Below are 18,387 nucleotides of genomic sequence, written 5' to 3'. Positions count from 1 at the left end.
CCCGGCCCGCGCCCCGGACGGAGCAACCCGGCGCGCGGCCACCGGGCGGCGTGCCACAGGCTGGCGGGGATGTCCGCCGACCAGCAGCCGCCACCGCAGCCGCCCCGGGAACTGCCCGGGGACGCGTCCGGGGAACCGCCCGAGCTGCCGCCCCGGGACCGCGTCGACCTGCGGGCCTGGGGCCTGCTGCTGGGCTCGTTCACACTGCTGATGCTCGGCTACTTCAACCTGCCGCTGCGCACCCTCGGCGACGACCGCCCGGTGCTCAGCTGGCTGGTCTTCGCGGCCGCGCTCGTCCTGCTCTCCGCCCTCCTGCTCGCCCGGATCGCCGACATGCTGCGCGGCACCGGCCACCACCCGGGCGTCTGGCTGGTGTTCCTGATCTGCCTCGCGATGACCGTCTTCGCCGGCAGCTACTACGTCCTCGCCGCCCATCCCGGCGAGTTCGACGGCCTGGAGACCCGCCTCGACGCGCTCTACTTCACGATCGTCACCATGGCGACGGTCGGGTACGGGGACATCACCGCGGAGGGCCAGGGGCCGCGCCTGGTGGTGATCCTGCAGATCGTCTACAACTTCGTCTTCCTGGCCGCCGCCGCCGGGGTGCTGAGCCGACAGGTCCGCACCGGCGTCGAACAGCGGGTGCGGCGGCACGGCCCGGGCTGACCCCCGCCCGGGCCCGGGCTCACCGGCTCGTGTCGATGACGCAGAACCTGTTGCCGTCGGGGTCCGCCAGCACCACGAAGTCCGGGTCCTCCGGGTAGAGGTCCCAGTCGACCCGCTGCGCGCCGAGCCCCACCAGCCGCTCGACCTCGGCCGCCTGGTCCGCCGCGTCGACGGCGTACAGGTCCAGGTGGACCCGGGGGTGCTCCTGGACGGGCGACCCGCTGCGTCCGAGCGCCACCTGGACCCCGACCCCGCCGGGCGGCGGGCCCAGCACCACCCAGCGGTCCCCGACCTCCTCGCCGTCCCGCGGCACGTACCCCAGGGCGCCGCCCCAGAACGCCGCCGCCCGCCGTACGTCCGCCACTCCGAGCACCACCGAACCGATCTTCAGCATGCGCGTGATTTTGCCAAACGGTCGACCACCCGGGGGCCGTACCCGGCTAGCGTCGGGGCATCCACCGAAACGAAGCGCGAGCTTCCAGCGGAAAGAGGCATGCCATGAACCCGGTCGACCTGTTCAGCACGGCCGACGCACTCCCGCAGGCCTGGGATTCGCGCGCACTGGGCGACGTGGGGACGGCCCGCGTCAAGGTGCTGCGGATGGACGGGACGCCGGTCCCGGAGGAGGCGCACGAGGGCGCCGAGGCACTGCTGGTCCTCGACGGCCTGCTGGAGCTGACCGTGGAGGGCACGGACCTGTCCGTGCGGGCGGGCGAGCTGTACCTGGTACCGGCGGGTGCCCGCCACACCGTCCGGGAGGGCAGCCGGGGCACGCTCCTCATCGTGGAGCCGGCGGAGGACGACGGCGGGCCCGCCGGGGTGCAGGACCGGCCTCACGTCCGCCCGGCCCAGGCCCGTCCGGCCGAGGGTCCGGTCCTCCTCCGCGTCAGCCGCTAGTCCTCCTCCGTGTCCGCCGCGGCGTTGAGGGAGGTGATCAGGGAGGACAGCCGGGAGTTCCAGTTCTGGTAGGTCTGGCCGTCGATGGCGTGCTTGCGGGCGAGGTCGCGGACGGTCTTCTGCGCGCCCTTCAACTCGCGGACGGCGGCGTCGGTCTGGCCCTCGTTGAGACGGGCGGTCGCGTCGTCCAGCGTGTGGAGCAGGTCGACCTGGCGGCCGCGGTCCTTCTCCACCTGGGTCTGGGCGATGCTCTGGCGCAGCGCGTTGATCTGGACCAGCGGGGCCGGGTCGTGCGGCGCGGGAGTGGTGGGGCGGGCGCTGGTGGGCGTGGCCGTGGGCGTCGCGGTCGGGGTCGGCGTCGCCGTCGGGGAGGACGCGCTCGGCGTCGGCGTGGCGGTGGCGGACGCGCTGGTGGTGGGCTTGGCGGCCGCGGCCGGGGCGCCCGGGTCGTCGAAGGCCGTGAGCCCGATCATCGCGGCGCCGGCGATGCCCACCAGGCCGAGGGCGCCGAAGACCAGCGGCTTGCGCCGGTCCTCCCGGACGGGCTCGGGCATCGGCCGGGGCGCCGGTACGGGCGCCATCACCGAGGTCGCGGCGGGCGGGCGGGGCTGCGGCGGCAGGAGGGTGGTGTGCTGCTGGTCGGCGCCCGGGAAAGCCGGCGGCAGGGGCACCGCCGCGAGGAGTTCGGTGGTCGGGTCGGCGACCACCAGGCCCGGTATGCAGGACAGCAGTTCGGCGCGCGCGGCGGCGGCGTCGGCCGGGCGGTCGGCCGGGTTCTTGGCGAGCAGGCGCAGCACGGCGGCGTCCAGTGCGGGCGGCAGGCCGGGGCGCCGGGCCGAGGGCGGCAGCGGCAGTTCGCCGACGTGCCGGTAGGCGATCGCGACCGGGGTCTCGGCGGTGAACGGCGGTGCGCCGGTGAGCATTTCGGTCAGCACGCAGCCGACCGCGTACAGGTCGGTGCGGCCGTCCAGCGGGCCGGCGGTGGCCTGTTCCGGCGAGAGGTAGGCGGCGGTGCCGAGCACGGACGCGGTCTGGGTGAGGTTGTGGGAGGACCCGGCCCGGGCGATGCCGAAGTCGACGACCTTCACCCCGCCGTCGTCCGTGATCATGATGTTGCCGGGCTTGATGTCCCGGTGCACCAGGCCCGCGCCGTGGGCGACCGCCAGGCCCTCGCAGACCGCGGCCGCGATCCCGACCGCCTGCTCGACCGGCAGCCCGGGCCGCTGGGCCAGCAGTGCGGCCAGCGAGCGGCCCTGCACCAGCTCCATGACGATGTACGGCGAGCCCTGGTCGACGCCCGAGTCGAAGACCATGACGATCCTCGGGTGGACCAGCATGGCGGCGTGCTGCGCCTCGCGGCCGAACCGCTCGGCGAACCGCGGGTCGTCGGCGAGGCCCCCGTTGAGCACCTTGACGGCCACCTGGCGGCCCAGCACGTGGTCCACCCCGCGCCAGACGGTGGCCATGCCGCCGACGCCGAGTACCTCGACGAGTTCGTAACGCCCGTTCAGCGCCCGTCCGATCACCTGGAACTCCCCTCACGTGCCCTGTCCGGGGCCCCGGACCGCCTCGTGCACGTGTGCACGATAGCCCCCGGTGGTGGCTCGCCCGGGCGGCGGCAGCGGCGGGAGGAGTCCGTGGGCACCGGGGCGGCGGTGGTCCCGGCGGGCCGCCGCAAGGGGGAGACGGCCGGGGAACCGGGCAGCGGATCCCCGGCCGCCGGCTCGTGGTCGTACCAGGTGACGGTCACGGTCGGGTCCAGGTGTGGAGCGGTGGAGCGGTGGAGCGGGTCGTGCGCGGGGGTGCCGGCCCGCCCTGGCTGCGGGCTGGGCGGGCCGGCGGGTTCCGGCCCGGCCGGGCCGGCGGCGCGTCCGGGATGTGCGCCTGCCGGTCCGGCCGGGGCCGGCCGGGTGGACGGTGGGCACGGGGGAGCCGACCGGCCACCCGGAGTCTTCGGGTGGAACTGGGTACTGCGGTGGTGCCGGGTGGTGCCGGGTACTGCGGTGGAACCGGGTCGTGCGGGTCGTGCCGGGTGGGACGGTCCGGATGGGCGGCGAGCCCGGGGGGATTCGCTCACCGCCCACCCGGAGTTCTGGGTCACCTCCGGGGCGAGGCGTTGTCGGGCCAGCCGTCGCGGTCGGGTGTCGGTCGGGGGGAGGCCGACGCGCCGGGTGGCGCGGTCACCGTCACGGTCGCGGACGGGCCGCTCGGTCCGTCCGCGGTCGGTGGGACCGGCGCGGTCACGGACGGGGTGGCCGCACTCGTGCTCGTCCTGCCGTCGTCCGTCCCACCGCTGCCGCTGCCGGCGCCGCGGCCGTCTCCGGAACCGCCCGAGGTGGCCGAGGTGCCCGAGGTGCCGGAAACGCTCGAACCGGCGGATCCGCCGGAACCACCCGAGCTGCCCGAGCTGCCCGAGTCACCGGATCCGTCGCGCCGGTCGCGGTCACCGAGGTCGTCCCCGGACCCCTTGCCGGATCCGCTCCCGCCCGGCCGCGGCCGGGCCGAGGAGCCGGCCCGGCGGTCGTCGTCCGACTTGCGGAGCACGTCAGCGCAGTAGCCCTCCACCTTCTCCGGGCCACCGGCCGCCGCGACCAGGGCGCCGAACTGCGGCTCCTTGACCAGCAGGCGCGGCCGCTCCCCCTTGCCGGCCCGTTCCGTGAACGCCTTGCAGAGGGCGGCCGACACCCCGGCCCCGGACAGGCCCCGGCCCTCCCCGAAGGGCGGGGCCGTCAGGCCCGGCTCCTGCGGGCGGTCGGCCCCGGTGGGCGGGCCGGAGGCGGCAGGGCCGTCGGCCGGACCGCCGGACGGGCTGCCGGACGACCCGGTGGACGCCCCTCCGGAGGGGGCCGCGGACGCGCCGCCGGACGGAGCGGCGGACGGCGCGGCCGTCGACGCACCGGTCGGTGCTCCGGGCCGCACCGCCGGAGCGGACGAGGGGCTCGACGCGACCGGTACGACCGGACTGCGGTGCGGCTCGTCCGAACCGCCGCCCAGCGCGGACGGCAGGTTGCCCGTCCCGGCCGCGACCGCGACCCCGCCGAGCGCCGTGGCGCCGAGCACGACGGCGACGGCCTTCGTACTGAAGGCCCTCGTCAGCGCGGCGGTCGCCATCGTTCGTCTCCGGACGGGTGCGGGTACGGCAGGTGCGGCGGGTACTGCTGGGACAGGTGCGAGACGGGCCTCCCGGAACGCGGCCAGGGCCGCTTCCTCCCCGGCCAGTTCGCCCTGCTCCGCCGGAGCCGCCGCGGCGGCCAGTACCCGGGCGACCCGCCCCGCGTGCCCGGCCTCGGGCGGCCGGGGCCCGGGGTGCACGGTGCTGCCGTCCGGTCCGGTGAGCGAGGCGCCCTGCCCGGCCGACGGGCCTCCCACGGCACCGGCGAGCAGCTGCTCGGCGGTGTCACGGTCGATCCGACGGGGTCGGTTGGTGCTCATCTCATGTCCTTCAGCGTCGCGGCCCGGCGTTCTGTCACACCCTGCGGAGAATTTTTTTCGACCGGCTTCCCGACGCCCTCCCGGACGGGCCTGCCGACGGCCCCGCCCGCCCGCGCGGTGGGGATCCCCGGCCCGGCCGCGCCCGGCGCGAAGGGCTGCTCCAGCAGCTTGGCGAGCCGGCGCAGCCCCCGGTGCGCGGCCATCCGGACGCTGCCCGACCGCTTGCCCAGCACCTGGGCGGCGCTCTCGGCGTCCAGTTCCATCACCACCCGGAGCAGCACGGCCTCGGCCTGGTCCCGGGGCAGCCGGGAGATCAGCGCCAGCGCGTCCGAGGTGCCGACCGCGGTGAGCGCCGCGCCCGCGGTGTCGTCCCCCGCGGCCAGCTCGGCCAGGTACTCGAACGGCAGGTCGGCGACCGGCCTGCGGCGCCGGGCCCGCAGGTGGTCCAGCGCCCGGTTGCGCGCGATGGTGGCGGCCCAGCCCCGGAAGCCGTCCCCGTCCCCGGTGAAGGAGCGCAGGTCACGGGCGATCTGCAGCCAGGCCTCGGAGGCGATGTCCTCGGCGTCCTGAACGCCCTCGGGCCGGCCGCCGACCAGCACCCTCAGGTAGCGGAGCAGGCCCGGTTGAACGCTCCGGAACAGCAGCCGGTAGGCCTCCTCGTCCCCGTCCTGCGCGGCCCGCACGGCTGCGGTCAGGTCGACGGGGGCGGTGGCCGCGCCTGCGGGCGGGCCGAGCGGCGGGCCTGACGTCGTCACCGGTACGGACCGGCCGACGGGGCTGTCGGTGCCCGCTCCGGGGCGTTCTGCACTCTGCACCCGCCACATCATGCGCCATCCGGGCCAACAGCCCGCCCCGACGAAGTCGGACCGTTACGCGCGGCCACGAACGGGCGGTCCCGGGTGCCCCGACCGGTCCCCGGTGGCGGCCGGGGACACCGATGCGGCCGGACCAAGGGCGACCCGCCTTCGGGTCGAAGGTCCTGCCGCCTGCTGGCCTTCGCCCGCTGCCCCGGAGGCGCCTTCCTGCCTACGTTGTAGGTGGACGATCCATCCGGGTGCGCCGTCTCGCCGCGACCGCCGCCGTCCGCTCCCGGCTCGCCGCGCCGCCCTCTGCCCGCCGCAGTCCGCCGCCCGGCCGCGGGCGCGGTCACGGCCCCCGCCGGCCCGTCTCCACCCGCCACCCGCCACCCGCCACGACCGTTCAGGACCCGCCATGACGACCGCCCACGATCTCTACGAGCGCGGCCTGCGCGACCACCTCGCACCCGCCCTCCGCCTCCTGGGCCTCACCGGACGGCGCCGGACCTTCCACCTCCCCGACGAGACCCACTGGGCACTGCTCGGCCTGGTCGAGCACCACACCGAGGACCGGGTCCGCTACACCTTCGACCTCAGCCTGGTCCGCCGGAACGACTGGGCCGAGGCCGCCTTCCCCGGCCCGCGCCCGGACCCGCGCGCCGTCTACGGCATCGAGTCCTGGCGGGCCCGGATCGGCGAACTGCTGCCGGTCGGCGAGGACGTCTGGTGGGAGGTGCTGCCCGGACCGCGCTGGCGGGTGGCGCTGGACGACTCGGTCGCCGCCGTCCGCCACTACGGCCTGCCCGAACTGCGGCGCCGGGCCGAGCGCGACCGGGGCGGCGGGAGCGGCGGGACCTACCTCTCCCCCACCGAACTCGAAGAGGTCAACGCGACGCTGTCGGCGGTCGCGGTGGCCCGGATCCAGCGCGCCGAGCTGGTGGACAAGGCACTCGTCCTCACCGGCGCCTGGACCAGGGCCGACGCGACCGCGCGGACCGTCCTGCGCGGAGTCGCCCGGGGCTTCCTCTCGGCGGAGGACGAGCGCTTCCGCACCGTCCGCTGCCTGGACTCGCTCGGACGCCCGCTCTGGGACTTCGACGACTCCGGCCACGACACCGACCGGGGCCCCGGCCCCGACACCGGCCGCCCGGAACGGTGAGCCCCGACCCGGTGAGCCCCGACCCGGCGAGCCCCGACCCGGCGAGCCGCCGCCCGGCCGATGGAGAAGCTCGTCCGCGCCGAGGCCGCCGTCCGGCCCCCCGCGCGACCAGGCCCCCCGCCACTCCTCCCGTCGATCGGCACTCATCTGACGTTCCATCAGCTATACGATCGCCTGAACATCGATCATCGGACCATCGGAGGAACCATCCGGATCCCCCGGGAGTCCATATAACGAGGGGGTAACGGACCTCCGATCAGGAAACGGGGAGCCAATGAGCCGGGCACACGCGCAGACCACCACCGAGGACCGCACCCTGGTCTGGGACGGCTGCCTCAACGTCCGTGACCTGGGCGGACTCCGCACCGCCACCGGCGCGCACACCACCCGCCGCTCGATCGCCCGGGCCGACAACCTGGACCGGCTCACCGCCGAAGGATGGGACGCCCTCCTCGACCACGGCGTCCGCACCGTCGTCGACCTGCGCAACATCGAGGAGTACAAGCCGCTCCTCCCCCTCCCGGACGACATCGAGCTGATCCGCGTACCGCTGGACGAACTCGCCGGCCCCGCCTGGTGGAAGGCCTACGGACACCTCGACGGCACCCCCCTGGCGCTCCGCCCCTACCTGGACCACTGTCCGCACGCCGCAGCCGAGTTGATCACAACGATCGCCGGCGCCCGCCCCGGCGGCCTGGTCGTGCACTGCGGCGCCGGCCGCGACCGGACCGGCCTGGCCGCCCTGCTGCTGCTCGCCCTGGCCGGCGTCGAGCCCACCGAGATCGTCGCCGACTACCTGCTGAGCGCGCCCAACGTCCGCCCGCTGTACGGCATGCTCGGCCTGCCGGACCAGTACCGCCGGATCGACGCGGTCCTCACCGAGGCCGGCACCACCGCCGAGGAAGCCCTCCACGCCGCCCTCGACGGCTTCGAGCCGACCGGCTACCTGCTGGCCGCCGGCGTCGACCCGGCCGACCTCGCGGCGACCAGGACCCGCCTGGTCACTGCCTGACGTCACGTCACATCGACTGCTCCTACCAGAGCTTGTCGATCCCTCCCGGGTACAGGGCGATCCGGGCCCCGGTGAAATGCGCGCGGTGCCGCCGGGCGGAGCCGGTCAGGAACGCGGCCATGGTCAGCTTGTCGAACCCGTCCTGGTCGCTCGGGAACGGCTGCTCGACCGTCCCGCCGATCAGCACCGCACCCGGCAGCAGCTCCCAGCCCGCGCTCTCGTAGAAGCCCCGGAGCTCCCGGTCGCAGGTGAAGAGCCCGAGGTCCGCGCCGCCCTCCCCGATCGCGGCGCGGGCCGCCGACACCAGTCGGCGCCCGTGGCCGCGGCCGCGCCGCGCGCGGTCGGTGACCACCGCGCTCAGCCCGCTCGCCGCATAGGTCCGCCCGGCGTGGGCCAGCGACTTGGAGAGCACGTCGAGCGCGGCCACCACCCGGTCGCCGTCCAGCAGGAGCATCGAGAGCGGGCGCAGCGCCGGGTCGTGCACCGGATCGGCCGACGGCCCGGGCGGGCCCGGCCAGACCTGCTCCTGCAACTCGGCCACCTGGAGCTTGAGTTCCGGAGGCACCTCGGCCTCCGGAAGGGTGAGTATCCGCATCGCCGCTCCTCCGACCGACCGGCCCGGCCGCCGACCTGGCAGACTCCGGGCGTGATTCTCCGCACCGCGACCCCTCAGGACCTGCCCGCCGTCATCGCCCTCCTCACCGACGAGACCGGCGTGACCGATCCTGCCGACGTCCGGGTCGACGAAGCCTACGCCCGCGCCTTCGCGGACGTGGACGCCGACGCCCGCAACGAGATGCTGGTCCTCGACGGGGGTGGCGGCCCGGTGATCGGCTACCTCCAGCTGACCTACATCCCGGGCCTCGGCCGGGGCGGCGCGGAACGCGCGCTGATCGAGGGCGTCCGGGTCCGCGCCGACCGCCGGGGCGAGGGCCTCGGGCGCGAGCTGCTGACCCGGGCGGTCGAGCGGGCCCGCGCACGCGGCTGCACGCTCGTCCAGCTGACCAGCGACAAGCGCCGCACCGAGGCCCACCGGTTCTACGCCTCGCTCGGCTTCGAGCGCAGCCACGACGGGTTCAAGCTGGCACTCTGACGGAGGGTCGGCAGCGCGCGCCCGCCCTCGCCCGCACCGGCCCCGGCCCGTCCCCGACGCACGCCGGCCCGCTCCGCCACGACCCACGCCGCCCCGCACCGGCCTACTCCGACCCGATCCGACCCGCTCCCGATAATCGTTCGCGGCCGACCGTCGGCGCGCACGATACTTCCCGTCATGGTGCACTTCTCCGACTTCGACACCCGCAACTACCCGACCGTGGACGTCAGGACCGGCTACGCCCAGTGGGTGGCCACGTACGAGCAGACCGTCGAGGACGCGATGGACCTCGCCGTGCTCGACCGGCTCACCGTGCCCACCTGGCCGGAGGTCGGCCGCGCGGCCGACCTCGGCTGCGGCACCGGCCGGACGGGCGCCTGGCTGCGCGGCCGGGCCGCCGAGGGCCTGGTGCTCGACGGGGTGGACCTCACCCCCGAGATGCTCGCCGCGGCCGAGGCGCGGGGCGCCCACGACAGCCTGACCGAGGGCGACGTCGCCTCCACCGGGCTGGCCTCCGGAGCGTACGACCTGGTCATCTCCTCGCTGATCGACGAGCACCTCGCCGACCTCGGCCCGTACTACCGCGAGGCCCGGCGACTGGCCCGCCCGGGCGGGCGCTTCGTCCTGGTCGGCCTGCACCCGTACTTCATCATGGCGGCCGGCATGCCGACCCACTTCACCGGTGAGGGCGGCGCCGACATCGCCATCACCACCCACATCCACCTGGTCTCGGACCACCTGACCGCCGGACTGGCGGCCGGCTGGACGCTGGTCGAGATGGCGGAGGCGGTCGTGGACGACGAGTGGATCGCACTCAAGCCGAAGTGGGAGAAGTACCGCAGCCACCCCGTGTCGGCGGCGTACGTGTGGGAGAACCGGGGCTGAACCCCGGCCCGGGGCAGGCGGAACGGGCGCGCGGACGGAGCCGGACGCAACCCGGCTCCGGGCCCGTCGGGGTCGGTCGGAGGACACAACTCCCCGGATCGTCAACCGATGGTTGACGATCCGGGGTCGACAACCTACGGTTGACGACATGGAGAATCCGATCGTTCCCAAGACCACTCCGCTGCGTCTCGACGACCTGATCGACGCGATCAAGAAGATCCACACCGACGCGCTCGACCAGCTCGCCGACGCGGTCATCGCCGGCGACCACCTCGGCGAACTGGCCGACCACCTCATCGGCCACTTCGTCGACCAGGCCCGCCGCTCCGGCGCCTCCTGGACCGACATCGGCCGCAGCATGGGCGTCAGCAAGCAGGCCGCCCAGAAGCGGTTCGTCCCCAAGGACCCGGCCACGCCGAACGACCTCGACCCGAGCCAGGGCTTCGGCCGGTTCACCGACCGGGCCCGCAACGTCGTGATGTCCTCCCAGGAGGAGGCCCGCCGGGCCGGCAACGCCGAGATCGGCGCCGAACACCTGCTGCTGGGCCTGCTCGCCGAGCCGGACGGCCTGGCCGTCCGGGCGCTGGCCGCCCAGGGCGTGACCCCCGAGGCCGTCCGGACCGCCGTGACGGCGGTGCTCCCGGCCGCGGCCGCCGAGGTGCCGGCGCTCATCCCGTACGACGCCCAGGGCAAGAAGGCGCTGGAGCTGACCTTCCGCGAGGCGCTGAAGCTCGGCCACAACTACGTCGGAACCGAGCACATCCTGCTCGCGCTGCTGGAGCTGGAGAACGGCGCCGGCGTGCTCGACGACCTCGGCGTGGAGAAGGCGGAGACCGAGACCTTCATCGCCGACCTCCTCGCCGCGTTCATCGCGACGAACGCCGACACCCAGGAGTGACCGGACCGTTCCGGGGCCCCGGGACGGGCGGGGCCCCGGAACTCCCGGCGAGCGGGTTCGGAACGGGTTCAGAACCCCGACACGTGGGTGGTGACGATCCGCACCCGACCGTCGGCCGCCGCCTCCATCGCCGCCCGGAGCCGCAACGACCGCGCCGGACCCAGCAGTTCGAGCGCCTCCGCGTCATCGACCCAGCGGTGGTCGTCCAGTTCGCCGGCCGGGACGGTCACGGGGGTGCCGTCCGGGACGGTGCCGAAGTCGAACAGGAAGTGCTGGGCCGGGTGGTCGAGTTCGTCCGACGGGTGGGTCCAGGAGATGGCCAGCAGGTCGCCGGCCCGGCCGACGATCCCGGTCTCCTCCTCCAGCTCCCGGGCCGCGCACTCGGCCGGCCCCTCACCGAGGTCGATCGTCCCGCCCGGGAACTGCCAGTACTCCCGGTAACCGGCCTTGACGATCAGGAGCCGCCCGGACTCGTCCCGCAGCACGCACCCCGCCGCCGCGTAGATCCGGGGCAGCGAGGCCAACCACTCTTCACGGGACTTCAACGGCTCGGCCGCCACGGCGGACCTCCTCCGGCTCAGGGGACGACTGCGCCCCACTCTGCCATCCCGGTCCGCCGCGGGCAGCCGAAGTCCCCGCGGGCCGGCCCGCCGTCCGCGGGGTCAGTCCCGGCCCGCGAGGTGCTCCACCAGGCGGTCGAAGCTGGAGTTGAGACCGGCCTCGGCCTCCGGGCCGAGGTACATCTCCGGGACGTCCAGCTGCTGCATGACCACCTCGGTGCGGCCCCCGCCCAGGTCGACGAAGGTGAGCCGGCCCGTCATCCCGATGCCGTCCTCGACGAACTCCAGCAGCTCGCCCTCCCGGATCGCCGTGATGGTGCCCCGCACCGGGTAGCGGTCGCCCGTCGCGTCCATCACCATCGTGCTGTCGAAACGCCCGCCGACCTTCGGCTCGATGGTCACGGTGTCCAGCGGCACGTGGGTGCCGACCGGGCCCCAGAAGCGGACGAACTGCTCGGGCTCGACGTACGCGCGGAAGACGTCCGCCGGGGCCGCGGGCAGCTCGCGGGTGATGGTCAGCTCGCCCAGGATCCCGCTCTTGTTCTCGCTCATGTCGTCCGTCCCTCTGGTGTGTTCCGCCGCGTTCGCGGCCCGGTGTCGCGCTTTCAGAGGGGTAGACCGGAGCGCCACCCGAAACTCATCGCTCCCCGGCGGACTTCTTTCGGGAATCTTCGAGAATCCTCGGGAATCTTTCCGGTCGGCCGATGAGCCGGGCCCACCGCACCGGTCTCACCTACGTGAACACTCGACCGAAGACCGAACCGGACACCCGGGGCCCGGTGACCTGTGACCTCGGCGCCCTGGCCGCCCCCGACCTCGCCGTCGTCGACGCCCTCGCCCGGCTGCGGCTCGCCGCCGCCCGGCACGGCGTGGGCCTGGTCCTGCGGAACACGAGCGGCCCCCTGCGGGAACTGCTCGCGTTCAGCGGACTGGCCGCCGTCCTCCCCGCGGAGGACGGCGCAGGGGAGGGCGCCGGCCCCGTGGACGTCGCCGCCCCGCCCGATGCCCCCGCCGACCTACCGCCCGCCCTCCGGGCCGGTCCGCTGCCCCTCCTCCAGCCGGGGCGGCAGGCCGAACAGCGGGAAGAGCGTGTCGGTGTCGAGGAAGTTGGTGAGCCCCGCGATCCGGCCCTCTGAGACCTCCAGCACGATCAGGGCCCACGGCTCGTGGCCGCCCGCCGGGCTCGGCCGGTACTGCCCGAAGGCCGGGCTGCCGTTGGCCTCCACCGGCACCAGCCGGGACCCCCGGCAGCCGTGGCCCGGGCCGAGCATCCACTCGCGGATGTCCGCGTGCCCGGTCAGCCACAGCGCGAACGGCGGCATGTTGAGCGTGACGTCCTCGTGCAGCAGGGCGGCCAGCCCGTCCATGTCGTAGGCCTCGAAGGCGCTGACGTAGCGGGACAGCAGCGCGCGGTGGTCCTCGTCCAGCGCGGAGGCCGGGCGGGCCGCGGCGGTGTCGGCGGCGAGGGTGGCGCGCGCCCGCTGGAGCGCGCTGTTGACCGAGGCGACGGTGACGCCGAGCAGCTCGGCCACCTCGGTGGCCCTCCAGCCGAGCACCTCGCGCAGGATCAGCACCGCCCGCTGCCGGGGCGCCAACCGCTGGAGCACGGAGACGAAGGCGAGCCGCACCGACTCCCGCTGGGCGGCCACCTCGGCCGGGTCACCCGTCTCGGGCAGCACCCGGCCGTCCGGCGCCGGGCCGATCCAGGTGACCTCGGGCAGCTGCGCGTCGGTCGCGGTGGCCACCGTGGACGGGCCGGCCAGGTCCATCGGACGGGCGCGGCCGTTGCGGCCGTTCAGCGCGTCGAGGCAGACGTTGGTGGCGATCCGGTACAGCCAGGAGCGCAGCGCCGCGCGGCCCTCGAAGCCCCGGTACCCGCGCCAGGCCCGGACCATCGTCTCCTGCACCGCGTCCTCGGCCTCGAAGACCGAGCCGAGCATGCGGTAGCAGTACCCGGTCAACTCGGTCCGGTACCGCTCCAGCTGGAGCTCGACCGGCTCCTCCGTCATCAGGTCGGCCATCGTCCTGCCCCCGTCCCGCCCCGTTCCCGCCCTGTCCGTGATCGGCACGAACGTACCGCAGGCCACCGACAGCACCGCCCCCGCTCCGACCGCCGTTCCGCCTGCCGACGTTCCCGGACGGTTCTCGTCCCGGCTCGTCGTGCGGGGCCGCCGCCCTGAGCGGACGTCGAGGGGGCGGAAGCCGCGGTGCGGCTCCCGCCCCCTCCGACGGAACGGCGCCCGACCGGTGGGCGGCCGGCGTGCCCGGCGCGGCGCCCGGTACGCGATCAGTGCGCGCCCGGTGCGCGATCAGTGCGCGGAGTGCTTCTCGGCCCCGCGGTGGCGGTGGCCCTTGAGCTCGGCGTGCATCGCGGGCGCGGAGTGCATGGACCCCACGGGGGCGTCCCGGCCGCCGTGCCGGAAGGCCCCGTCACCCCCGTACGCGCCGGCGGCGCCCGCCGAGGCGCCGGTGCTCGGCCTCGGTGGGAGTGTCGTCGGGCTCGTCGCCATGCCGCGGCGCTCCAGCAGCTCCTGGGTGCCCCTGCGGAGCTTGTGGGTACTGCCCGGCGTTCGCTTGGTCATCGTCGGCCTCCCTTCGGCGGTGGCCGGCCCGACGGATGTCGGCCGGAGGGACCGCACGGGCGTTATGTCCCGATTTTCACCGGGTTACACCTGCCGCGCCCGCCATCGCTCCGAGGCGGCCCGCCGACGGCACCGGCCCCGCCGCCGGACCGGGCGGCCAACCGGACGGCGAACCAGGTGGTAAAACGGGCGGCCGACCGGCGACTCAGCCCATCACCTCGTGGACGAAGCACCAGCGCCAGTCCTCGCCCGGCTCGTACGAGCGGATCACCGGATGGGAGCTGTTGTGGAAGTGCGAGGTGGCGTGCCGCTGCGGCGAGAAGTCACAGCAGCCGATGTGGCCGCAGTCCAGGCAGACCCGCAGGTGCACCCAGTCCCGGCGCCCCTCGGCCAGGCAGTCGGCGCAGCCGTCCGTGGGCGGGAGGGGCGCGATGTCCCGGGGTGCGGCGGCGAGGTCTTCGCAGGCACTCATGGACGCAGAGTAGTGAGGCCCACCCCGCCCCGCGCCCCAAGACACGCTCCGCTCCGTACACGCCCGGCCCCGCACCACCTCGCGCCGTCCGGCCGCTGCCACCGTCCGGCCTCGCCCCGCCCTGCCCGGCCGCCGCCCCGCCGGCCGCCACCCTGCCGCCACCCGACCCGGAAATATGCAGACCGGTCTACAGAGCAAGAATATGCCGACCGGTCTACATACCCGTGAATCTACCGATCGGTCTACATAGTCCAGCCGCCACGGCCCCGCACCGGGCACCCGCGCCCGCCGCCCGATCCCAGCGTGGGAGCATGCCAACCGTGGCGGACGTGACGGGGAGAACGAACAGCGACACCGGTGGCAGCCCCACCGTCGAGGCGTCCGGCCCTGCGCCGACGAGCGTCGGCGGGGGCCCACCCGGCCGTCCCGGCATAGCCCGCACCGGCCGGGTCCGGCAGCCCGTGGCACTGATCCGCCTCCTCGTCGGCCTCGGCGCGATCACCCTCACCCTCCTGCTCGCCGACTACGCCCGCGCCACCACCGGTGGCATCGCCGCCGACGTCTCCCAGGCCGCCGAGCTGGTGCCGCGCCCGCTGGCCGGCTTCGCCGCCGGACTCACCACCGCCGCCTTACTCCTCGTCCCCGCGTACTCGGCCGCCCGCCGGCTGCTCGGCGTGGTACCGGACCGCCGGCACGTCCTCCAGCACCTCGCCGACGGCCTGCTGGCCGCCGTCCTCGCGTACGGCGTCTCGCTCGCCCTCGACCTCTGGATCGACGGCACCGCGCCCTTCTCCCTGGTCTCCGCGCTGACCCAGCCCCTGCCCGGCAGCACCCTCGCCCGCACCGAGCCGGTCTACGGCTACCTCGCCCCCGTCCTCGCCTTCCTCACCGCCTCCGGTGCCCGCGAGCGGCGGGTGCCGCGGGCCCTCCTCACGCTCTCCGGGCTCGCCGGACTGGCCGGCGGGTTCGCCACCCCGACCGCCCTGCTGCTCGGCCTGCTGATCGGCTGGACGGTCGCCCACGGCACCCGCTACGCCGTCGGCACCCCGGACCCCCGGCCCCGGCCCGCGCAGATCCTGCACAGCCTGCGGGAAGCGGGCCTGCGCCCGGTCGCCGCCGCCCCGGTCGGCCCCGACCGCTACCTCGTCCACCAGGAGACCGGCCGACCCGACCTCGACGTCCAGGTGCTCGACCGGCAGGCGGTCACGGCCGCCCTGGTGCAGCGGGCCTGGCGCCGGCTGCGGCTGCGGACCGCCCCGCACCCGAGGGCCCTGCGCTCGCTCCGCACCGGCCTGGAACACGAGGCCCTGGTCTCCTACGCGGCCGTCGCCGCCGGGGTCCGCACCTGTCGGATCGCCGCCACCGCCGAACTCGGCCGGGACACCGCGCTGGTCGCGTACGAGCGCCTGCCCGGCCGCACCCTGGACGACCTCGCCGACGACGAGGTCACCGACGCACTGCTCGCCGACGCCTGGAGCCAGCTCGCGCTGCTCCAGCGGCGCGAGATCTCGCACCGGGCGCTGGTGCCGTCCGCGCTGCTGGTCGACGAGGCGGGATCGGTGCACCTGGTGGACTTCGCGGACGGCGACATCGCGGCGAGCGACCTCGTCCTGCGCAGCGACATCGCCCAGCTGCTCACCACCCTCGCCCTGCGCACCGGCGCCGAGCGGTCGGTCCGGGCCGCGGTGGCGGTGCTCGGCCCCGACGCGGTCGGCGCCGCCCTCCCGCTGCTGCAGCCGATCGCCCTGGCCCGCAGCACCCGGCACGCCCTCAAGCGGTCCGCCGCGGACCCGGCCCCGGACTCGACCCCGGCCCCGACCCCGGCGGCCGTCCCGCCCCAACGCCCCGCACCCGGCGAGCACGCCGCAGCCGGCACCCCCGAAGCACCGGGCGCGCCGGACGCGCCCGACACCGCGGCGGCGGCGCCTCCCGACCTGCTCGACGCCATCCGCGCCGAGGTGCTCCGCACCCGGCCGCAGGCGCCGGTCCGCCCGGTCCGGCTGGAGCGGCTCCGCCCCCGCACCCTGCTCGCCGTCGGCGGCGGAGTGGTGGCCGGCTGGCTGCTGCTGCCCCAGCTCTTCGCCACCGAACAGAACCCGATCGCCGCCGTCATCGACGCCGACCCGCTCTGGCTCGTCCTCGCCCTGCTCGCCGCGGCCTCCAGCCACGTCATGTCGGCGATGGGCTTCGTCGGCTTCGTCCCGGAGCGGCTGGACTTCCGCAACGCGGTGCTCGCGCAGGTCGCCGGCTCGTTCGTGAAGCTGGTCTCCCCCGGCGGGGTGGGCGGCGTCGCCCTGAACATCCGTTTCCTCCAGCGGGCCGGCATCCCGACCGCGCAGGCGCTGTCCAGCGTCGGCGTGGGCCAGCTCCTCGGCCTGGTGCTGCACCTGCTGCAGCTCGGCGCCTTCGTCTACCTGCTGGGCCTGGAGCCCGGCGGATCCGAACTGGACGCCCTGCCGGCCGTGGTCGGCGGCCTCGCGGTGGCTGCCGCCCTGCTGGCGGGGGTGTCCGCCGTACCGCCGGCCCGGCGCTGGCTGACCGCCCGGCTGCGTCCGCTGACCGCCGAGGTGCTGCCCCGGCTGCTGGAACTCCTCCGCAACCCGGGGCGGCTGGCGGTCGGTGTCACCGGTCAGCTGCTGGTCTCGATCTCGCTGGTCGCCTGTCTGTACTGCTGCGCGCGGGCGGTCGGGCGGGAGCCGGCCTTCGCCTCCGTCGCGGTGGTGCTCCTGATCGGCAACGCGGCCGGCAGCGCGGCGCCGACCCCGGGCGGGGCCGGCGTCGTGGACAGTGCGCTGGTGACGCTGCTGGAGCACACCGCGTCGATGGAGGAGGGCGGGGCGCTGGCCGCCGTCGCGCTCTACCGGCTGCTCACCCTCGTCCTTCCGGTGCTGCCGGGCTGGGCCGCGTTCACCTGGCTGCAGCGCCGCCGGGCCCTGTGACCCGGCGGGCCGCCGCACCGCACCGGCCGGAGGACCACCAGGTCCGCTCCGCCCGGTGCGACAGCCGTCCGGTGCGGCGACCGGCGGTGCGGGAGCCGGTGCTCGCCTACTCCCGGTACTCGTCCTCGTCGAGCTGGACGACCCGGCTCTGTTCGGCCACGTCCGCGACGTCCGTGGCCGGGTCCGCCCCGAGCGCTCGGCGCTCGGCCAGCTCGTCGTACTCGTCGTCCTCCTCCGCCTCGTCGTCCGGTTCCACGGCTTCGTCGACCTCGTCCAGGTAGTCCTCGTGGTTCTGCGGCATGGCGTCCGTCCTCGCTGCTCGGAGGCTCCCTCGGGCACGGTGGGGGTACTGGAAGTATCCGCCGTGGACCGTCCCGGCGCGACGCGCCGCACACCGCGCGGCGTGTTGTCGGGCGCCGCCCGGTCCACCGGATTGACCCGCTGGAACAGCCGTCGAATGCACCATGTACGGGGTTCACCCGCTGCCTAGGGTCGTAGCCATGACGACGAACGAGAACGCCGCCCGGCCGGCCGCCCGCCTCGACTACGCCCGGACCGCCCCCAAGGTCTTCCGCGCGATGATCGCCCTGGACGCCGCCGCCCGCGAGGGCCTCGACCCGGCCCTGGTCGAGCTGGTGCAGGTCCGTTCCTCCCAGCTCAACGGCTGCGCCTACTGCCTGGACATGCACGTCAAGGACGCCCGGAAGGCCGGCGAGAGCGACGAGCGGATCTACCTGCTGCCGGTCTGGCACGAGGCCCCGGTCGGCGTCTACAGCGACCGCGAGTGCGCCGCCCTGGCGCTCGCCGAGGAGATCACCCGCATCAGCGGCGGCGTCTCCGACGAGGTGTACGGGCGGGCCGCCGCCCTCTTCGACGAGAAGGAGCTCGCCCAGCTGATCTCGCTCTGCTACACGATCAACGCCTGGAACCGGATCAACGTGGCCACCCGCAAGACCCCGGGTGCCGTCCGGTGACCCGGGCCGGGCCCCGCCCTC

General features: G+C 75.3%; 21 protein-coding genes. 10 read left to right on the top strand and 11 right to left on the bottom strand.

The features are described from left to right. Window positions 1-69: 69 nt before the first annotated feature. Window positions 70-666 (top strand): potassium channel family protein, encoded by a 597-nt coding sequence (locus AC067J_RS04425; RefSeq protein WP_478296473.1) that lies wholly within the window; start codon window positions 70-72, stop codon window positions 664-666. 19 nt (window positions 667-685) lie between these two features. On the opposite strand, the gene AC067J_RS04420 is transcribed toward AC067J_RS04425, so the two are convergent. Next, entirely contained in the window at window positions 686-1,060 is a 375-nt protein-coding gene (locus AC067J_RS04420; RefSeq protein ID WP_478296472.1) for a VOC family protein, read from the bottom strand. A 104-nt stretch (window positions 1,061-1,164) separates the two neighbouring features. On the opposite strand from AC067J_RS04420, the gene AC067J_RS04415 reads away from it, so the two are divergent. Further along, window positions 1,165-1,563 carry a cupin domain-containing protein gene (locus AC067J_RS04415; protein WP_478296471.1) on the top strand — a complete coding sequence of 133 codons (399 nt, stop codon included), beginning with the start codon at window positions 1,165-1,167 and terminating at the stop codon, window positions 1,561-1,563. Here the strand turns inward: AC067J_RS04415 and AC067J_RS04410 are convergent. The 3 genes from AC067J_RS04410 to AC067J_RS04400 form a co-directional block, all read right to left on the bottom strand. Then, complete coding sequence (locus AC067J_RS04410) at window positions 1,560-3,089, bottom strand: protein kinase domain-containing protein (protein WP_478296470.1); 1,530 nt, start codon at window positions 3,087-3,089, stop codon at window positions 1,560-1,562. The two genes, AC067J_RS04415 and AC067J_RS04410, sit on opposite strands and share 4 nt — an antisense overlap. A gap of 571 nt (window positions 3,090-3,660) precedes the next feature. Beyond that, entirely contained in the window at window positions 3,661-4,995 is a 1,335-nt protein-coding gene (locus AC067J_RS04405) for a hypothetical protein (RefSeq protein ID WP_478296469.1), read from the bottom strand. Further along, on the bottom strand, window positions 4,992-5,819 hold the full coding sequence (locus AC067J_RS04400) for an RNA polymerase sigma factor (protein ID WP_478296929.1): 828 nt from the start codon (window positions 5,817-5,819) through the stop codon (window positions 4,992-4,994). The genes AC067J_RS04405 and AC067J_RS04400 overlap by 4 nt, the downstream gene beginning before the upstream one ends. Before the next feature lie 388 nt (window positions 5,820-6,207). Here AC067J_RS04400 and AC067J_RS04395 point away from each other — a divergent pair, with 388 nt between their 5' ends. Both AC067J_RS04395 and AC067J_RS04390 read left to right on the top strand, forming a co-directional pair. Beyond that, a complete protein-coding gene (locus AC067J_RS04395; RefSeq protein ID WP_478296468.1) occupies window positions 6,208-6,951 on the top strand; it encodes a hypothetical protein in 744 nt (247 codons plus the stop codon). Window positions 6,952-7,225: 274 nt separating this feature from the next. Beyond that, window positions 7,226-7,963, top strand: coding sequence for a tyrosine-protein phosphatase (locus tag AC067J_RS04390; protein WP_478296467.1), 738 nt, complete (start codon window positions 7,226-7,228; stop codon window positions 7,961-7,963). A gap of 22 nt (window positions 7,964-7,985) precedes the next feature. On the opposite strand, the gene AC067J_RS04385 is transcribed toward AC067J_RS04390, so the two are convergent. Next, a complete protein-coding gene (locus tag AC067J_RS04385; RefSeq protein ID WP_478296466.1) occupies window positions 7,986-8,558 on the bottom strand; it encodes a GNAT family N-acetyltransferase in 573 nt (190 codons plus the stop codon). Between the two features lie 51 nt (window positions 8,559-8,609). Between AC067J_RS04385 and AC067J_RS04380 the strand changes: the two genes are divergently transcribed. From AC067J_RS04380 to AC067J_RS04370, 3 genes are all read left to right on the top strand, one after another. After that, the gene (locus AC067J_RS04380; protein WP_478296465.1) at window positions 8,610-9,056 is read left to right on the top strand and encodes an N-acetyltransferase family protein; all 447 of its coding nucleotides are present in this window, start codon (window positions 8,610-8,612) and stop codon (window positions 9,054-9,056) included. 177 nt (window positions 9,057-9,233) lie between these two features. Next, window positions 9,234-9,941 carry a class I SAM-dependent DNA methyltransferase gene (locus AC067J_RS04375; protein ID WP_478296464.1) on the top strand — a complete coding sequence of 236 codons (708 nt, stop codon included), beginning with the start codon at window positions 9,234-9,236 and terminating at the stop codon, window positions 9,939-9,941. A 148-nt stretch (window positions 9,942-10,089) separates the two neighbouring features. Further along, a complete protein-coding gene (locus AC067J_RS04370; protein WP_478296463.1) occupies window positions 10,090-10,839 on the top strand; it encodes a Clp protease N-terminal domain-containing protein in 750 nt (249 codons plus the stop codon). A 68-nt stretch (window positions 10,840-10,907) separates the two neighbouring features. Here AC067J_RS04370 and AC067J_RS04365 read toward each other — a convergent pair whose 3' ends face one another. Together AC067J_RS04365 and AC067J_RS04360 are read right to left on the bottom strand one after the other, a co-directional pair. Then, window positions 10,908-11,399, bottom strand: coding sequence for an NUDIX domain-containing protein (locus tag AC067J_RS04365; RefSeq protein ID WP_478296462.1), 492 nt, complete (start codon window positions 11,397-11,399; stop codon window positions 10,908-10,910). 102 nt (window positions 11,400-11,501) lie between these two features. After that, window positions 11,502-11,951: an SRPBCC family protein gene (locus AC067J_RS04360; protein ID WP_478296461.1), complete on the bottom strand. Its 450-nt coding sequence runs from the start codon at window positions 11,949-11,951 to the stop codon at window positions 11,502-11,504. Window positions 11,952-12,103: 152 nt separating this feature from the next. Between AC067J_RS04360 and AC067J_RS04355 the strand changes: the two genes are divergently transcribed. Next, window positions 12,104-12,535, top strand: a complete 432-nt coding sequence (locus AC067J_RS04355) for an STAS domain-containing protein (RefSeq protein WP_478296460.1) — start codon at window positions 12,104-12,106, stop codon at window positions 12,533-12,535. Here AC067J_RS04355 and AC067J_RS04350 read toward each other — a convergent pair. The 3 genes from AC067J_RS04350 to AC067J_RS04340 all read right to left on the bottom strand — a co-directional run bounded on the left by AC067J_RS04350 (window position 12,416) and on the right by AC067J_RS04340 (window position 14,453). Next, window positions 12,416-13,408 (bottom strand): sigma-70 family RNA polymerase sigma factor, encoded by a 993-nt coding sequence (locus AC067J_RS04350; RefSeq protein ID WP_478296459.1) that lies wholly within the window; start codon window positions 13,406-13,408, stop codon window positions 12,416-12,418. The genes AC067J_RS04355 and AC067J_RS04350 overlap by 120 nt on opposite strands. A 300-nt stretch (window positions 13,409-13,708) precedes the next feature. After that, window positions 13,709-13,981, bottom strand: a complete 273-nt coding sequence (locus AC067J_RS04345; RefSeq protein WP_478296458.1) for a hypothetical protein — start codon at window positions 13,979-13,981, stop codon at window positions 13,709-13,711. Window positions 13,982-14,186: 205 nt separating this feature from the next. Further along, on the bottom strand, window positions 14,187-14,453 hold the full coding sequence (locus AC067J_RS04340; protein WP_478296457.1) for a UBP-type zinc finger domain-containing protein: 267 nt from the start codon (window positions 14,451-14,453) through the stop codon (window positions 14,187-14,189). 329 nt (window positions 14,454-14,782) lie between these two features. Here AC067J_RS04340 and AC067J_RS04335 point away from each other — a divergent pair, with 329 nt between their 5' ends. Continuing rightward, window positions 14,783-17,392 (top strand): lysylphosphatidylglycerol synthase domain-containing protein, encoded by a 2,610-nt coding sequence (locus tag AC067J_RS04335; protein WP_478296456.1) that lies wholly within the window; start codon window positions 14,783-14,785, stop codon window positions 17,390-17,392. A 106-nt stretch (window positions 17,393-17,498) separates the two neighbouring features. Here the strand turns inward: AC067J_RS04335 and AC067J_RS04330 are convergent, their stop codons facing one another. Next, window positions 17,499-17,693 carry a hypothetical protein gene (locus tag AC067J_RS04330; RefSeq protein ID WP_478296455.1) on the bottom strand — a complete coding sequence of 65 codons (195 nt, stop codon included), beginning with the start codon at window positions 17,691-17,693 and terminating at the stop codon, window positions 17,499-17,501. A gap of 199 nt (window positions 17,694-17,892) precedes the next feature. Between AC067J_RS04330 and AC067J_RS04325 the strand changes: the two genes are divergently transcribed. Further along, on the top strand, window positions 17,893-18,366 hold the full coding sequence (locus AC067J_RS04325) for a carboxymuconolactone decarboxylase family protein (RefSeq protein WP_478296454.1): 474 nt from the start codon (window positions 17,893-17,895) through the stop codon (window positions 18,364-18,366). Window positions 18,367-18,387 lie beyond the last annotated feature (21 nt).

This window comes from Kitasatospora sp. NPDC042419 (genome assembly GCF_056437345.1).
This window is presented reverse-complemented; position numbering and strand designations above follow the sequence as displayed.

Coding starts and splice junctions, on each gene's coding strand:
- AC067J_RS04425 (WP_478296473.1), top strand. CDS start 70: ATGTCCGCCGACCAGCAGCCGCCACCGCAGCCGCCCCGGGAACTGCCC.
- AC067J_RS04420 (WP_478296472.1), bottom strand. CDS start 1,060: ATGCTGAAGATCGGTTCGGTGGTGCTCGGAGTGGCGGACGTACGGCGG.
- AC067J_RS04415 (WP_478296471.1), top strand. CDS start 1,165: ATGAACCCGGTCGACCTGTTCAGCACGGCCGACGCACTCCCGCAGGCC.
- AC067J_RS04405 (WP_478296469.1), bottom strand. CDS start 4,995: ATGAGCACCAACCGACCCCGTCGGATCGACCGTGACACCGCCGAGCAG.
- AC067J_RS04400 (WP_478296929.1), bottom strand. CDS start 5,819: ATGTGGCGGGTGCAGAGTGCAGAACGCCCCGGAGCGGGCACCGACAGC.
- AC067J_RS04395 (WP_478296468.1), top strand. CDS start 6,208: ATGACGACCGCCCACGATCTCTACGAGCGCGGCCTGCGCGACCACCTC.
- AC067J_RS04390 (WP_478296467.1), top strand. CDS start 7,226: ATGAGCCGGGCACACGCGCAGACCACCACCGAGGACCGCACCCTGGTC.
- AC067J_RS04385 (WP_478296466.1), bottom strand. CDS start 8,558: ATGCGGATACTCACCCTTCCGGAGGCCGAGGTGCCTCCGGAACTCAAG.
- AC067J_RS04375 (WP_478296464.1), top strand. CDS start 9,234: ATGGTGCACTTCTCCGACTTCGACACCCGCAACTACCCGACCGTGGAC.
- AC067J_RS04370 (WP_478296463.1), top strand. CDS start 10,090: ATGGAGAATCCGATCGTTCCCAAGACCACTCCGCTGCGTCTCGACGAC.
- AC067J_RS04360 (WP_478296461.1), bottom strand. CDS start 11,951: ATGAGCGAGAACAAGAGCGGGATCCTGGGCGAGCTGACCATCACCCGC.
- AC067J_RS04355 (WP_478296460.1), top strand. CDS start 12,104: ATGAGCCGGGCCCACCGCACCGGTCTCACCTACGTGAACACTCGACCG.
- AC067J_RS04350 (WP_478296459.1), bottom strand. CDS start 13,408: ATGACGGAGGAGCCGGTCGAGCTCCAGCTGGAGCGGTACCGGACCGAG.
- AC067J_RS04345 (WP_478296458.1), bottom strand. CDS start 13,981: ATGACCAAGCGAACGCCGGGCAGTACCCACAAGCTCCGCAGGGGCACC.
- AC067J_RS04340 (WP_478296457.1), bottom strand. CDS start 14,453: ATGAGTGCCTGCGAAGACCTCGCCGCCGCACCCCGGGACATCGCGCCC.
- AC067J_RS04330 (WP_478296455.1), bottom strand. CDS start 17,693: ATGCCGCAGAACCACGAGGACTACCTGGACGAGGTCGACGAAGCCGTG.
- AC067J_RS04325 (WP_478296454.1), top strand. CDS start 17,893: ATGACGACGAACGAGAACGCCGCCCGGCCGGCCGCCCGCCTCGACTAC.